Here is a 14,386-nt window from a genome sequence, read left to right as displayed (position 1 = left end):
TTTACCATACGAGTACGGATGCGCCCCAAGTCAAACCGCCGCCGAAACCAACCATCAAAACAGTATCTCCTGCTTTCATACGGCCTTCTTCTGCTGCTTCAACCAGAGCAAGTGGAATAGATGCCGCCGACGTATTCGCATACTTGTCTACATTGACAACCACTTTCTCTTCCGGAAGCTCCAGACGCTGCATTGCTGATTGAATAATTCGTACATTTGCCTGATGCGGAACGAATAAATCTACATCCGTACGATCCATACCAGCTTTGCGAAGGACTTCAATCGTTGCTGTACCCATAACACGAACGGCAAATTTAAACACTTCACGGCCGTTCATATAGATATAATGCTTTTTGTTCTCAATCGTCTCCGCACTTGCTGGCAGGCGTGAACCACCACCCTCAATGTTAAGAAGGCTGCCTCCTGCCCCTTCTGCACCGAGATCAAATGCTTTGAATCCACGGCCTTCCGGAACTTCACCAACGACTACCGCACCCGCTCCATCACCGAAAAGAACACAAGTGTTGCGGTCTGTGTAGTCTGTAATACGTGACAGGCAGTCCGCACCAATCACAAGTGCATTGTTATACATACCACTTTTAATGAAGCTGGTTGCCGTAGCAAGACCATATACGAACCCGGAACAAGCAGCAGACAGATCAAATGCCGCAGCTCCCTTGGCTCCGAGTTTGTCCTGCAGAATGCAAGCTGTTGACGGGAACGAGGAGTCAGGTGTAATTGTTGCAACAATGATCAGATCCAGATCGCTACCAGTCATGCCAGCCGATTCAAGAGCCTTCAAGGCTGCTTCATATGCCAAATCAGAAGTGGCTTGATCCGGTGCAGCAATATGCCGCTCCTTGATACCTGTACGGCTGACAATCCACTCATCATTCGTATCGACCATTTTTTCCAAATCACTGTTTGTCAAAATTTTCTCTGGCACATATTTACCTGTACCAATGATCCCTACTGGGCGCAAATTATTCATATCGTCACTCACTTCCCGCTAATTTCCTTAGATATGCTGTCCACCAACTGATTCTGCACTGCAATCCGCGCCTGACGCACGGCGTTTTTGATCGCATTGCCATCCGCCGAACCATGACTTTTCACGACCAGTCCACTTAAACCTAACAAAGGGGCACCACCGTGCTCCGTATAATCAAGCTTGCTCTTGAGACCACGCAATTCCGGCATGAGCACCGCCGCAGCCAGTTTATTTTTGAAAGACGAAGTAAACTTGTCTTTGAGCAGACCAAAAATGGCACCTGCCGCACCTTCCAGGGATTTGAGCAAAATGTTGCCGGCAAACCCGTCACACACGAGCACATCACAGGCGCCGGTAAGTACATCCCGTGCTTCTACATTCCCCACAAAACGAATAGGCAGTTGTTCTAAGAGCGGATAGGCATGCTTGGTCAGCTCATTTCCTTTGCCTGGCTCTGTCCCTACGTTGAGCAAGCCCACTCTTGGAGAAGCAATGCCTTGTACTTTTTGTCGATACAAACTACCCATTAGCGCGTATTGTGCCAAATGTTCCGGTTTAGCATCCATGTTCGCACCGAGGTCGAGTGCAAGCACGCCCACATCATCCATCGTAGGAATCATCGGGGCAAGCGCAGGACGTTCAATCCCGTCCATCCGGCCTACAACAAGCAAACCTGCTGTCATTAAAGCTCCGGTATTTCCTGCCGAGATCATCGCGTCGGCTTCCTTCTCTTTGACCATACGTCCAGCTACAACCATCGAGGAATCCTTTTTGCGCCGTACCGCTTTTACCGGTTCATCATCTGAACCAATCACTTCGGAAGCGTGCCGAACGCTCAAGTTGGACGGCCTTGCTTCAGACTGACTTAAAAGAGGTTCAAGCTTGGCTTCATCGCCAACCAGGACGATCTGTGTATCCGCCCATTCCGTAGCCGCGGCAACAGCACCTTCTACGGTTGACGCAGGGGCATTATCGCCGCCCATAGCATCAATGACGATTCTCATTCCAAATGACCTCCTTCTTTGATGTCTTCTCCACCTGAATGATAGATCACAAAATTCCCTTGAAACACCATTTCTTCACCTACATAGGTGAACACTTCAACTTTTGCTTTGCCCTTCTGACCGGGGATGGATTTGACATAAGCCTTGGCTATGCATTTCTCTCCCAAACGAACCGAACGAACAAAACGGATATCTGCCGAAGCTGTTAATGCAATTTCATCATTAATGACAGCGACTGCCAGTGAATTGGCTTGTGCGAAAACATAGTGACCACGGGCAATACCCGTTCTAGAGAAAACATGTTCCTCTTTGATCTCAAATAAGGATATTCCGCTCTTGTCCAGTTGCAAATCCACGATATCTCCAATGATCTCATGCAGGGGTAGTGACCGCACCTGATCATACGAGCGCTCTGCCATCAGTTTCATCCGTTCACGAAGCTCGGGTATTCCAAGTTCCAGTCTGTCAAGACGGATCGTTTGAATACTTACCTTTAATTGACGTGTAAGCTCCTGATCGGTCACAAACGGATTCTCATCTATCATTTTAGTTAACTGTTGTTGCCTCTGTCTCTTCGGTAAACGCTCGATGCCTGACACCCCCCGCTGTATCGTTTGTGGAACCGCCCCTTCGGTCAGGTTCAATCATTCAAATCTTACTTCTCTATATCCTGCAACCCCCCGCTCACCCAAGGGAGCTTCTCATAAAAGTGTATGATGATCTGTATGTAACGTCAAATCTTAGAACCTGGTACTAAACTATAGTATATCTCATCCTGTGTCAAAAAGAAAGGCTGGTGTAACAAAATCACATCACTTCGGCAAAGCGTCGATTTGCAAGTCTTCTCAATACACGCTACTGCTTACATACTGCTATCGCCGACTTCTTCCTCACAAAAAAAAGCAACACCTCATCGGAATGAAGTGTTGCTTCATGTCTAGCTATTATTGAGAGATGATCTCTCTTGCTTTGTACGTTCCGCACACTTTGCACACGTGGTGACTCAGTTTAAGTTCGCCACATTGTTCACATTTCACCATGCCCGGTACAGCCAATTTAAAGTGAGTACGACGTTTGTCGCGACGCGTCTTGGACGTTCTCCGTTGAGGTACTGCCATTATTCCCACCTCCTTATCAAAATCAACCTTTACAGGTAGTTGTTACGTTCGATTTTCAATCATGCTCATTTAAAAAAATCCTTGAGTCCTGCAAGCCGCGGATCGATAACCTGGGTATCACAACCGCAGTCACCTTCGTTCAGCTCATGGCCACACTTGGGACAGAGCCCCTTGCATGTATCACTACAGAGCGGCACAAACGGAAGATCCAGCAGAAAAGCTCCCTCGGCATAAACCTTCAGATCAACGCTATCCCCATCCACATAGAGTGTATCGTCATCCTCAGATAATTCCTCCGGCTGTTTTCCCTGCTTGAATTGCTCATGAAAATCAATATGAAAATGTTCACTAAGCGGCTTAAGACAACGAGAGCACAACATGTCCACCCCTACTGTCAGTTTGCCATGAACATCCACAACGTCTCCCTCTCTGATCTCAGCAGATAAATCTGCAGTCAGCGGGGTAACGGCTGTGATATCTTGTCGGTTAGAAACCAGATGTTGAATATCCCATTGATCATTAAACGTTATGGGACGATCACTGGTCGCCACTTTGCGAAATGGCATTAACATGTTTCATCACTCCAAACGAAACCAATTTCATAAATAGTTACCCTACGAATGGCGGCAGTATACAGTTCAAGACGATCCTAATATGCGCGTTCATTCCTGACTGTATGTATTATGGCTATCACCCGCAAAAGATTTATGAAACTGACTTAACAAACAAAAATCATTATACCGATTTTCCAAGAGGTTTGTCAACACTTTTAACTTTACACCCTTTTTGGAAAACGGTAGCTCCGACGAAACCGTCACATCTGATCTATTATAGACCTACTCCAGAATAACTACAAGTCATCTCTAGATGTATACCAGTGAAACTATTTTCTGCTTACACCTCATGTGCATCTCTCCATAAATATTGGTCACTAATCGTTAACGAATGGTGTGATCTATGTCACACAGGCCAGTCAACCTGCTGTCTATACTGGCTATAAATCGAAAGCACAATTAACATACATGAGCATTTTCACAAGCTAACTTTGCAGACCATATATCAATGATAATCGGGAGGGAAATTACATGTTAAGCCAACAAACGATTGCTGTAATCAAATCTACTGTACCCGTACTTGAAGTTCACGGTGAGGCCATTACACGCCATTTCTATCAAACGATGTTTGCGGCTCACCCGGAACTGCTGAATATTTTCAATCATGCCAACCAGAAACAAGGTCGTCAGCAAGCCGCACTTGCCAATATGGTTTACGCCGCAGCCCTGCACATCGATAACCTCGCTGCCATTCTACCAGCCGTTCGCCAGGTTGCTCATAAACATCGCAGTCTGGGCATCGTGCCTGAGCAATATGCTATTGTAGGTACTTATCTACTGCAAGCTATTAAGGATGTACTCGGTGATGCCGCGACGGATGAAATCTTGACCGCATGGGGTGACGCCTACCAAGTTATTGCAGATGCCTTCATAGGTATTGAGCAGGATATGTATAACGAAGCCTCGAATCAAACGGGCGGATGGGACGGTTTCCGAAATTTCAAAGTTGCGAAAAAAGTGCAAGAAAGCGAAGTCATCACTTCATTTTATCTCATGCCGGAAGATGGCAAGTCTATCGCTTCATATCAACCAGGACAATATATCAGCATTAGAGTCCAGCCTGATGGACAGGAATTCACTCAGATTCGTCAGTATACCCTGTCCGACGTACCCGGCAAACCCTATTATCGGATATCCGTAAAACGCGAATTGGGCGGACCCGATCGCCCAAGCGGATTGATCTCTAATTACCTTCACGATCACATTACAGAAGGCAGTATGGTAGAAATCTCTGCTCCAGCTGGTGATTTTACATTAGATATAGAAGATCAGCGTCCTGTTGTACTGCTGAGTGGCGGCGTAGGCTTGACGCCAATGGTCAGCATGTTAAATACGCTGATTGAATCAAATGACCGGCGTTCGATCACCTTTTTACACGCCAGCCCGAATGGAATATCTCACGCATTCCGCGATCATGTGAACCAACTGTCTCAAGAGCATTCGAATCTAAAGGCATACTATTGTTACACGGCTCCTGTTGATTCCGATCTGGAGAACAACTTGGTTTACAAGCAGGGATACATGGATGCGGCATGGCTTCGTCAAGTCATTCAAGAACCGGATGCGAACTATTATCTGTGCGGCTCTGTCGCGTTTATGCGTTCGGTATATGCAGAGCTTCTCTCGACCGGAGTGGCAGAGGATCGTATCCACTATGAATTTTTCGGACCAAAAGCCAGCCTAGCTCCCTCTTCCAAAAATGTTTGAGTGTATAACATAGTCGGTGAATGTTTGAGTATATAACACAGCCGGAGAATGTGTAGAATTCATCTGAAGGAACAAGTACAAGCATTGCTTATCGTGGACGTGGTGCTTCATTCATAGGTGGTTTCCTATAAAAGTATTTCTCAAATATATTCAGGACTAAATTTTAGGTACAGGCGACATCTGCGGATGCTGATCCTGTGCCTTTTTTCATGATTTGCTCTAATTCCTGCTCTCCTCTATGATGGAAGTGGTACATATGACCTTTGACGGTCAACGATTTTTTTAAATGGGATACTGTAAAGATTATATCCATGGGTTCATTTTATGTGCAGATACAGAGAGAGCAGAGAAAATGTGAAAAACGACTTGTAAGCCCTAAACTTCTTTTTGAAAAGATAGATACCGTTAAATAAGAAAGGAGTAACACTCGTGAAAGCTGTGGGGGTTATTGTAGAATATAATCCGTTGCACAACGGACATGTGCATCATCTGAATGAATCTCGGCGGCTTAGCGGAGCAGACGCCGTTGTGGCCGTGATGAGCGGCCCTTTTCTCCAGCGTGGCGAACCTGCCATCGTTGGTAAAAGGGCACGCGCCGAGATGGCGCTCCATGCCGGCGCCGATCTGGTGCTTGAACTGCCGGTTGCGTATGCGGTTCAACCGGCGGAGTGGTTTGCCTTTGGTGCGGTATCGCTTCTGCACCGCACCGGGGTTGTAGACTCGCTCTGCTTTGGCAGCGAGTCCGGCGACATAGACAGCCTGCAGCGCATTGCGCGCGTGCTGGCTGTGGAGCCCGCAGGGCTACGCGAGGATATCGCGCGCCGCCTGCGGGAAGGCGCCAGCTACCCCGCCGCGTACGCAGGCGCGGCGGCAGCGCTGGCGCCCGGCGGCGTCGATGCTCACGACGCCGCGGCACTGCTGGAGCAGCCCAACAATTCGCTTGGGCTGCACTACCTCATCGCGCTGCAACGGCTTGACAGCGCGATCCAGCCCTTGACGGCGGCGCGTACCGGTGCCGCCTATCACCAGGCGACGCCCGGCCCGGGGGCGATCGCCAGTGCCACTGCCGTCCGCCGCCTGCTGCTGGCGGACGGTCCAAGCGCCGCCGCACCATACGTGCCGGCGGCAACGCTTGCCATTCTGCAGCGCGAATGGCAGGAAGGGCGCGCTCCCATGCACTGGGAGCGCTTTGCACAGCCGCTGCTGCACATGGCGGCTACCCGTCGTGCCTGCGAGCTGGAACGCATCGCCGAAGTCACGGAAGGACTGGAGCATCGGCTCATTCGTTCACTCGCCCAGCTCCCGGAGCCTTCAGTCGAAGCTCTCCTGAATGCGCTCAAAACCCGGCGATATACGCGCACCAAACTGCAGCGCATGCTCGCCCACCTGCTCCTGAATCACACGAAGGACGAGTGTTCACCAGAGCGGTTAGCGAGCGGACCCGGTTATCTACGTGTCCTCGGCTTTACTTCCAAGGGCCAGAGCCTGCTCAAAGAGATGAAAAAAAGAGCTTCTCTGCCCATTGTCATGAAGCCCTCCACGTTTGATCACGCTCAACTGGAGCTGGACATTCAAGCGCAAGCCGCCTACGCGCTTGCACATCAACAGCATGATGCACGCAGCATATCACGCATCATGTATAGCGACTACTACGATTCACCTGTGAGAATGTGATTGAACATTTGATTGAGTAACGCCTCATTCGATACATAGGTGCAATATCACGCCTGCCATAACATTCAGCAAAAAATCCCTTGTGCGCCGCCAATCCGGCCGTCATCACAAGGGATTTTGTCATTTGTTTTTTCAAAAAGTTCTGAGCCTGTTTCCTCTGCCCGGATACTACATTGCATTACGATTTCACAGACAAGGTATTCAGATAAGACAGAGCATCGTCAAGCGTACTTACAGGTACGAGCTTCATCGGGGTATGGATTTCTTTTGCTTTGGCCTCGGCTTCTTTGTAATTGTCTTTCGGCACGAAGAAAATCTCGGCATTTTTACGATCAGCAGCAACAATTTTATGTTGAACGCCACCTATGGCACCTACGACACCATCTTTCGTAATCGTGCCTGTGCCAGCAATACGATGTCCTTTGGTCAGATCCCCAGGCGTTAACTGATTGTAAATCTCAAGCGTAAACATCAGCCCCGCAGATGGCCCGCCCACCTGAGTACTCGAGAATGTAATCTGTTTATTCGGATCTTCCGGTTTCACCTTCTGAACCGAACCGATCATCACCCCGAGGCCCGTTCGCGTCTTGCCTGTCTTACTGTCTTTGACTTCAACCAGCGTCACATCCCGACTGATTGTCTCACCGCCCCGTTCCAGCTGCATCTCCACCGTATCTCCGGCTTTTTTATCCTTCAACTGCTCGGCAAGGATGGTGTTATCCGGTGTAGCTGTCCCGTTTACGCCCATAATAATGTCTCCGGGCTCAATATCCCCATCCGGCTTCGGATTTTCCGAGAGACCAAATACAAAGATATGCTCAGGCACAATAGAGTACGCGATGCCCGCTTTTTCATACGCTGCTTCCATGGCAGATGATTGCGAGTCACTCATGAACCAGACCTGTTCAGCCGAATATTCTGCCTCGCTTTTGCCACGCAGACGATCTTCCTTTTTATCCACTTGCGCATTTTTATCAAAATACGAAGTGCCTAACAAAAATAAATTAGCATACGTTGCCGACACGGTGGTCATCATGAATACGCCTTTTTCATCCTTGTCACCGTCCTTTACGGTAACCATGGGTTTAACTTCATCCGCGCTTCCAGGCTTATATATAATGTATGGCGTTGGCATGTATACCGTAAGGTAGACGATCAGAGCCACCGCGATCACATAGATCGAAGCTCTGAAAGCGCCCGATTTCCGGAACCGATTCATCTCTTGAGCCTCCGTTCTTTGTATCTCTATACAAGCTGAACCCAAGCTCTACACTGGACTGCCGCTCTAGCAGCATCCACCCTGATTGGAAAATAACCTCCATGAACAACTCCGAGAGGGTTGCTTTCGTGTAAATATTTAGCTCATCTTATTTTATATTATGTTTAATGCAAGTCTAACACCTTGCCGTTCCTGCATACAATGGTACAGGCCGGATAGGCCGCTGTATCGCTCACTGTCTGTCTGGTCAAGGCCGAACCGTTTTCGGACGTCATTCGGCCGTCCATTACAATCCCGATGCCTGAAAGGCGTTAATCGATATGAGGTGAAACGATGTCCGTATCAAGTGAGGTTCGAAGTCCGGGTTTAATGCGAACCGTATTTCTGAGCAGTGGTGCTTTCTTGCTGGTTATTGCAATAGTTGCATCTCCGAAGGATGCGTTTGATGCCTCGATTCAAGGTCTGGACATCTGGTGGAAAATTGTATTTCCTGCTCTGCTGCCATTCCTGATGTTATCACAAATGCTGACCGCGTTTGGCTTTACCCACGCTTTGGGCGTGCTGCTCGAGCCCTTAATGCGTCGTTTGTTCAAACTACCCGGCCATTCTGGCTATGCGCTCGCCGTAGGCATGTGTGGAGGCTTCCCAGCCGCTGCCGATGCCATATCCCAATTAGTCAAGGATCAACAAATGACCGCCAGACAGGCGGTTATTATTGCGGCGGCAGCTCATTTTGCCAATCCGATGATGATTCTGCTTGTTGTGGGAGGCGCTTTTCTTCATCAGCCTGCCGCCGGATATTTTCTACTGATGATACACTGGATTAGCGGCTGGATCGCAGCGGCTGTTGGCATTCGTCTTCTCCCACCATCTCGCAAAAAAAACCTTTTGTCAGGCTCGTCCTCACCCGACAAGAGTATTCAATCTCTGACATTAGCCCAATATCAAACACAGACGGCGAAAAGTCAACCGTCCCCCTTACCTCCAGCACCTCGAAAAAGCAATATCGGTTCTCGTATGCTGCTCGCAGCCAGAGAAGCGCATAGCCGTGACGCACGAGGATTCGGAAAATTGCTAGGTGACACCGTATCCCAGGCAGTACAGACACTATTGTTAACCGGAGGTTACATCATCGTGTTTGCTGTATTTATCCGGTTACTCTCGATTTATCTTACCCCTGGCATTTCAGTTGCATTTTGGCCATCCTTGTTTGAGCTTCACCTGGGCACATATCACATCAGCAAAACGCTACTAGCGCCTGCTATACTTCTGGCGTTGCTGGCAGGCGCGCTGGGCTGGGGTGGATTATGCTCGCATTTACAAGTCTCATCGATGCTAAAGACAGCGATTCCTGGACTGCAATCCATGCTGTTTTTTGTGCTCGTTCGATTGGGACATGGATTAACTGCCTTCTGCCTTACCCTCTGGTTATGGGAACCATTTAGCCGAATGACCACAGAAGTTTGGACTACCTGGCAGACCGTCGCAGTGAAGCGCTCAGACTCTGTATTCTCCTGGGCATTCCTGTATTCTTCAGACACCACGAACACATTACCAATGATCTGGAGCACCTTCCCTGCAGCAATGATAGGCCTCTCTTTACTTCTCGGGGTGATGATTGCTCTTTCAGGCCTTACTTTATGGATTAACCGCCTTTTTTCTCGCTGATCTTTTGGCGAAGCGCAGCTTCAACTTCAGGCGATACCAGATCCGTTACGTCACCATGATAGTGAGCAATTTCTTTAACAATACTGGAACTGAGGTAGGAGTATTTCGGGTTGGTCATCATAAAAATCGTTTCCGCATCCGGATTCAACTTGCTGTTAGTCGATGCGAGTTGTAACTCATATTCAAAATCGGTTACGGAGCGGATACCGCGAACGATAACCTGCGCTTCCTTTTGCCGCACATAATTAGCAGTCAGATCACGGAAACTATCCACTTCCACGTTTGGTAGATGACTGGTTACAGTGAGGATTAACGCTTTGCGTTCCTCTACCGTGAACAGCGGATTTTTACTCATATTGTTCAACACAGCGACGATGACACGGTCAAACTGCTTCGATGCTCTCGCTATAATGTCGAGATGTCCCATCGTTACGGGATCAAAGCTTCCTGGGTATACGGCAATGCGTTCCTGCCGATGAATCATTTCAGTCATGAGGAGCCTCCTCTTCTGTGATGCTGTTTTCTTCATCCTCTGCCGCACCGGGTACATAATCGTAAATGGATACAGCCGTCTCCCCGTACACCGCTTTACGCGTTTGCTCAAACGGGCCAAATTGCTCCGGGTATTCATGTTTGGATTCATACTCAAGCACCATGGTTGCACCCTCTTCGAGCAACTCCAGTTCGTGCATCGTTAACATTAACTCGTGTCCGTTCTTCATGCGATAGGGCGGATCGAGAAACACCAAATCAAATGTTACGTTACGTTTCGCCAGCGCTTTGAGCGCACGACCTGCATCATTCCGGTATACAGCCGCCTGACCCTCCAGCTTCGTTGCCTTCAGATTTTCGCGGATCACTTCAATACTTTTCGGTTCCAGATCAACAAAAACAGCCTTGTCCATGCCGCGGCTCAGCGCCTCGATCCCGAGTCCTCCACTGCCTGCAAACAGATCCAATGCTGCTCCGCCCTCAAAATAAGGGCCAATCATGCTAAACAACGCTTCCTTCACCTTATCAGTGGTCGGACGCGTACCTGTGCCGGGAACAGCCTTTAGCGGCCTGCCCTTCGCACTTCCAGATACCACTCTCACGAATGTGTCACCTTTTCTCTCTATGTAAGTTTATTGATAAAGCTATCGTACCACACTCAGGTTCGGTTTGAAAAACACTGCTTCTGCCTATACAAAAAATTGTTGACGGATTGTTGACGAATATGTATAAAAAGGAAACCCTTGGGCCATTCTATAATTATCGACATCACAAGTGTCGTAGACAACCGCGGAGAAGACTTACGTTTCCCCATAAGCTCTTCGTCCGGTTTCTCCTCTCCCATGAAAAAGAAGCTCTCAAAAGAGGGCTTCTTTTTGTTAAGCAATTTATCGAGAGAAAAATCGGGTTAATGCGAAAAGTACAGACCATAAAATGATCCCAACAAAGATAAAAAACAAGAAAACTTTAAAAGCATCGAAAACAGAATGAATCGTAAACCAGCCACTTAACAGCAGGATCGGATAAATAGTTACAAGCATTACAATAAAATGGATACCGCTTTTTTTCGCCAAAGTCCAATGTTCTATGTTATAAATAACAGTTGCAGCACCGACAAAAAGAGCAATCAGACTTGCAACAAAAGTGCCTTTAGCGTCAGCATATTTCCCTTGATAATAAAGAATCAGAGCGATACTGCTCATAATCACGAAAGGTATTCCACCTCTTAATAGTGCATTCGTCACCAAGATTTCCAACCTTCTTTCTCAAAAGAAATAGATATACATTTTCTTTATATTACTATATTAGAAAGTGATGTGTTTGAATATTCAAACATGGAAATCATGCGGTATCTAAGAAAAAGAACTTCAGGTCTCGCCCTTCTAAAAGATATCCATGAGAACATAAAAAGATGACTCCTGTGGAATACAGAAATCACCTTTTAACTGCGGCTTACAATGATTTAATGTCCTCTGCAACTTTACGAACCGGAATCCATACTTCAGTGATGAAATCCTTCTGCCGATCATCCACCCAGTAATACTTTTCTATACAGGGTCCTTCCACTTGTTCAAAACTCGTTGACGGGAACCACTCGGTGTAGATCCGTTTCCAAACATCCTGAATACTCAAGTCAATCTCGACATCATCTGTCATCGTCCCTCGACTGTCGAAAACGGCATAAGTTTGATCAGATACATGAAGAACGGTAAATTCATCCGATACCTCAATGCCCTCTGGTGCTTCTGCTCCCATCAAATACCGCTTCGAGCCATCCTCAGCAAAATCAAAATGATACCCATATAACAATGTTCCATCCGATTTCTCTAACAACTCGAGTATCTGATCATGAGTCCCATCTTTCCAAATCCCCTCTACAAATACGGGGATCTCTTTATACGCATCTTCATGGATGATAATACTTTTTCCAAATATAATAGAACCTTTTTCCTCAACAATTCGATAATCCATCTCTGATTCCCCTCTAACCTGAATTTGAAAGGAGATTCGAGGAAATGCTTTAAGTTTCACATTCATTTTCTTTGCCTCAAGAGGTGTCACACCATGCATCCTTCGAAATGCTTTTGTAAATGCTGCTGGACTTTCGTAACCATACTTAAGTGCAACATCAATAACTTTACATTTTGTTCCCGCTAATTCCTGGGCCGCAAGTGTAAGCCTTCTATTTCTTACGTACTGGGTAACCGTTACGCCGGTTACTGCATGAAACATTCGCTGGAAATGGTATTTCGAACTCATGCCTGCCCTAGCAATGTCTTCAATCTCAATCGGCAAATGTAGATGTCGTTCCACATAATCAATCGATTGGTGAAGCAGTTTAAATATTTCCAGGATCTCTCATCTCCTTTCTTTTACAGTGTAAAAGAACCCTTTAAGATCTTCTTGCTCAGAAATGCTCTACTTTGTCTATTACTAAAAAAACCGACTAATCAGTCGGCCAGATACTACTATTTTGACATTTTAATTATTTCTTATAGGATACTCTAAGAATCATTGAACTCATTGTTTTCTACTCATACTTCTTCTGCATATCAACTAACTCCGCTTCCTCTTCCGTCTGCAACCATCCAATTTCTTTAAGCCACCCACCCATATCTTCAATAAATGCATCCGTATCCAGATGATCTATCTTATACTTCTTCATCTTGTCACTCACAAATGTATAAAACGCATGGCTTAATTCATATCGCTGTTTACTTTTGCTCCAGGTCTTATAACGGTCTTCGCTAACCGTCATATCGAAATAGATCACCTTTTCTGCCTTCACATGTCTGACGCTTGATTTGCGCCCATATTCATCCGGAAGGCAGCGGAACACAAAGTACAGTTCAATATCACACGAAGCATATTTTTCAGCGGCTTTGTCAAAAACAGGCTGCAATTCATCGGATAGGTCAGCAACTTGGGTCAACCCTGACGTATCGGTTGTTTTGTCCAGAATCAAAGTACAGCCTCCTTGTCTCGACAACTCAAGTACATTCTTGTTTAACACGTTCTCTTTCTTTTCGATTCGAGATGCGCATATTGATCAATGGTACGAGAAGTAAGACAGACGGCAAGAACATAGAAGATGATCCTGATCTGATCGCAGAGAACGCAACAAAAATCAGTGCAAGCCAAGTTATGATTTCCATGATTTCCAACTTCGTTAACGTCACTTTAAAAGCTTTTTTTGAAATGATGCGAATCAGGACATAAGCAATTAAACTATAGAAAGTAATCATACCCAGTAATGCGAGAGTAACCATTAACATCATCATTTTGAATCACTCAATTCTCATACTTTTCCTTAATCTTACTACAGAAGTAGAATTATGTCTCTTGAATCTGTTACGACACTCTGAATATTCAGAATGTCAGTCACTTCGTAACTTTTATTTTTCTTCCGTCACAATCGTTGCATTATAGATCACAACACGTTTCCCGTTCAGGTCAAACAACACTTTATTGCCATACTCCGTATCCTGCACATCAATCTTGCCTTCGTAAGTCTGAATCAGCTGACCTGAATTACTATACACTTTCACTACACGTTCCAGCCCGCCAGCATTATTCGATCTCATCGTTTTGAGTGCACGTTCACCGGAAGCCGTATTGAAATACCATATAAATGATCCAACAATGATGCCTAGAACGGCGATCACTGTCACCCACACCCCTGTTTTTGCTTTTCTGCTCATCCTGTCCCCTCCTCGGTCTCTTTGTCCTTTACATTACGAGAATGGAGCAAGAACGGTTTCAATAAGGGGAATCTCAGGACTTATTAATTACAGGACTCCTGTATCATAAACCAAAAAAACAGAGGCCCCCATCCAAGGGAACCTCTGCTTCTGATATAATCACGTTTCAATTCAAGATACCACAACATTGAAACCACT

At 46.6% G+C, this 14,386-nt stretch carries 15 protein-coding genes; 3 read left to right on the top strand and 12 right to left on the bottom strand.

Annotated features, from left to right (window positions below; translation table 11 throughout):
• Position 1: 1 nt before the first annotated feature.
• The 5 genes from AC1VYS_RS10970 to AC1VYS_RS10950 all read right to left on the bottom strand — a co-directional run bounded on the left by AC1VYS_RS10970 (position 2) and on the right by AC1VYS_RS10950 (position 3,685).
• Complete coding sequence (locus AC1VYS_RS10970; protein ID WP_434751721.1) at positions 2 to 991, bottom strand: beta-ketoacyl-ACP synthase III; 990 nt, start codon at positions 989 to 991, stop codon at positions 2 to 4.
• 8 nt (positions 992 to 999) lie between these two features.
• On the bottom strand, positions 1,000 to 1,995 hold the full coding sequence (gene plsX, locus AC1VYS_RS10965) for a phosphate acyltransferase PlsX (protein WP_482914265.1): 996 nt from the start codon (positions 1,993 to 1,995) through the stop codon (positions 1,000 to 1,002).
• Entirely contained in the window at positions 1,992 to 2,540 is a 549-nt protein-coding gene (gene fapR / locus AC1VYS_RS10960) for a transcription factor FapR (protein ID WP_482914965.1), read from the bottom strand. Before fapR ends, plsX begins: the two co-directional genes overlap by 4 nt.
• 399 nt (positions 2,541 to 2,939) lie before the next feature.
• Positions 2,940 to 3,113 carry a 50S ribosomal protein L32 gene (gene rpmF, locus AC1VYS_RS10955; protein WP_017689233.1) on the bottom strand — a complete coding sequence of 58 codons (174 nt, stop codon included), beginning with the start codon at positions 3,111 to 3,113 and terminating at the stop codon, positions 2,940 to 2,942.
• A 65-nt stretch (positions 3,114 to 3,178) separates the two neighbouring features.
• A complete protein-coding gene (locus tag AC1VYS_RS10950) occupies positions 3,179 to 3,685 on the bottom strand; it encodes a YceD family protein (RefSeq protein WP_482914264.1) in 507 nt (168 codons plus the stop codon).
• Between the two features lie 513 nt (positions 3,686 to 4,198).
• Here AC1VYS_RS10950 and hmpA point away from each other — a divergent pair.
• Positions 4,199 to 5,434: an NO-inducible flavohemoprotein gene (gene hmpA, locus AC1VYS_RS10945; RefSeq protein WP_482914263.1), complete on the top strand. Its 1,236-nt coding sequence runs from the start codon at positions 4,199 to 4,201 to the stop codon at positions 5,432 to 5,434.
• A 429-nt stretch (positions 5,435 to 5,863) separates the two neighbouring features.
• Complete coding sequence (locus AC1VYS_RS10940) at positions 5,864 to 7,108, top strand: nucleotidyltransferase (protein WP_482914262.1); 1,245 nt, start codon at positions 5,864 to 5,866, stop codon at positions 7,106 to 7,108.
• Positions 7,109 to 7,286: 178 nt separating this feature from the next.
• On the opposite strand, the gene AC1VYS_RS10935 is transcribed toward AC1VYS_RS10940, so the two are convergent.
• Positions 7,287 to 8,327 carry a SepM family pheromone-processing serine protease gene (locus tag AC1VYS_RS10935; protein WP_482914261.1) on the bottom strand — a complete coding sequence of 347 codons (1,041 nt, stop codon included), beginning with the start codon at positions 8,325 to 8,327 and terminating at the stop codon, positions 7,287 to 7,289.
• A 333-nt stretch (positions 8,328 to 8,660) separates the two neighbouring features.
• On the opposite strand from AC1VYS_RS10935, the gene AC1VYS_RS10930 reads away from it, so the two are divergent.
• Positions 8,661 to 9,995, top strand: a complete 1,335-nt coding sequence (locus AC1VYS_RS10930) for a nucleoside recognition domain-containing protein (RefSeq protein ID WP_482914260.1) — start codon at positions 8,661 to 8,663, stop codon at positions 9,993 to 9,995.
• Here the strand turns inward: AC1VYS_RS10930 and coaD are convergent.
• The 6 genes from coaD to AC1VYS_RS10900 form a co-directional block, all read right to left on the bottom strand.
• Positions 9,973 to 10,479, bottom strand: coding sequence for a pantetheine-phosphate adenylyltransferase (gene coaD, locus AC1VYS_RS10925; RefSeq protein WP_482914964.1), 507 nt, complete (start codon positions 10,477 to 10,479; stop codon positions 9,973 to 9,975). The two genes, AC1VYS_RS10930 and coaD, sit on opposite strands and share 23 nt — an antisense overlap.
• Before the next feature lies 1 nt (position 10,480).
• Positions 10,481 to 11,089, bottom strand: coding sequence for a 16S rRNA (guanine(966)-N(2))-methyltransferase RsmD (gene rsmD / locus AC1VYS_RS10920; RefSeq protein WP_482914259.1), 609 nt, complete (start codon positions 11,087 to 11,089; stop codon positions 10,481 to 10,483).
• 285 nt (positions 11,090 to 11,374) lie between these two features.
• Positions 11,375 to 11,689, bottom strand: a complete 315-nt coding sequence (locus tag AC1VYS_RS10915) for a DUF3021 family protein (RefSeq protein WP_482914963.1) — start codon at positions 11,687 to 11,689, stop codon at positions 11,375 to 11,377.
• 250 nt (positions 11,690 to 11,939) lie between these two features.
• The gene (locus AC1VYS_RS10910) at positions 11,940 to 12,800 is read right to left on the bottom strand and encodes an AraC family transcriptional regulator (RefSeq protein ID WP_482914258.1); all 861 of its coding nucleotides are present in this window, start codon (positions 12,798 to 12,800) and stop codon (positions 11,940 to 11,942) included.
• 217 nt (positions 12,801 to 13,017) lie between these two features.
• On the bottom strand, positions 13,018 to 13,452 hold the full coding sequence (locus AC1VYS_RS10905) for a hypothetical protein (protein WP_482914257.1): 435 nt from the start codon (positions 13,450 to 13,452) through the stop codon (positions 13,018 to 13,020).
• 430 nt (positions 13,453 to 13,882) lie between these two features.
• Positions 13,883 to 14,188, bottom strand: coding sequence for a hypothetical protein (locus tag AC1VYS_RS10900; protein WP_482914256.1), 306 nt, complete (start codon positions 14,186 to 14,188; stop codon positions 13,883 to 13,885).
• Between the last annotated feature and the right edge of the window lie 198 nt (positions 14,189 to 14,386).

The organism is Paenibacillus sp. G34, from assembly GCF_056856875.1.
The sequence above is the reverse complement of the archived record's forward strand: the minus strand, read 5'-3'. Positions and strand labels throughout refer to the sequence as shown.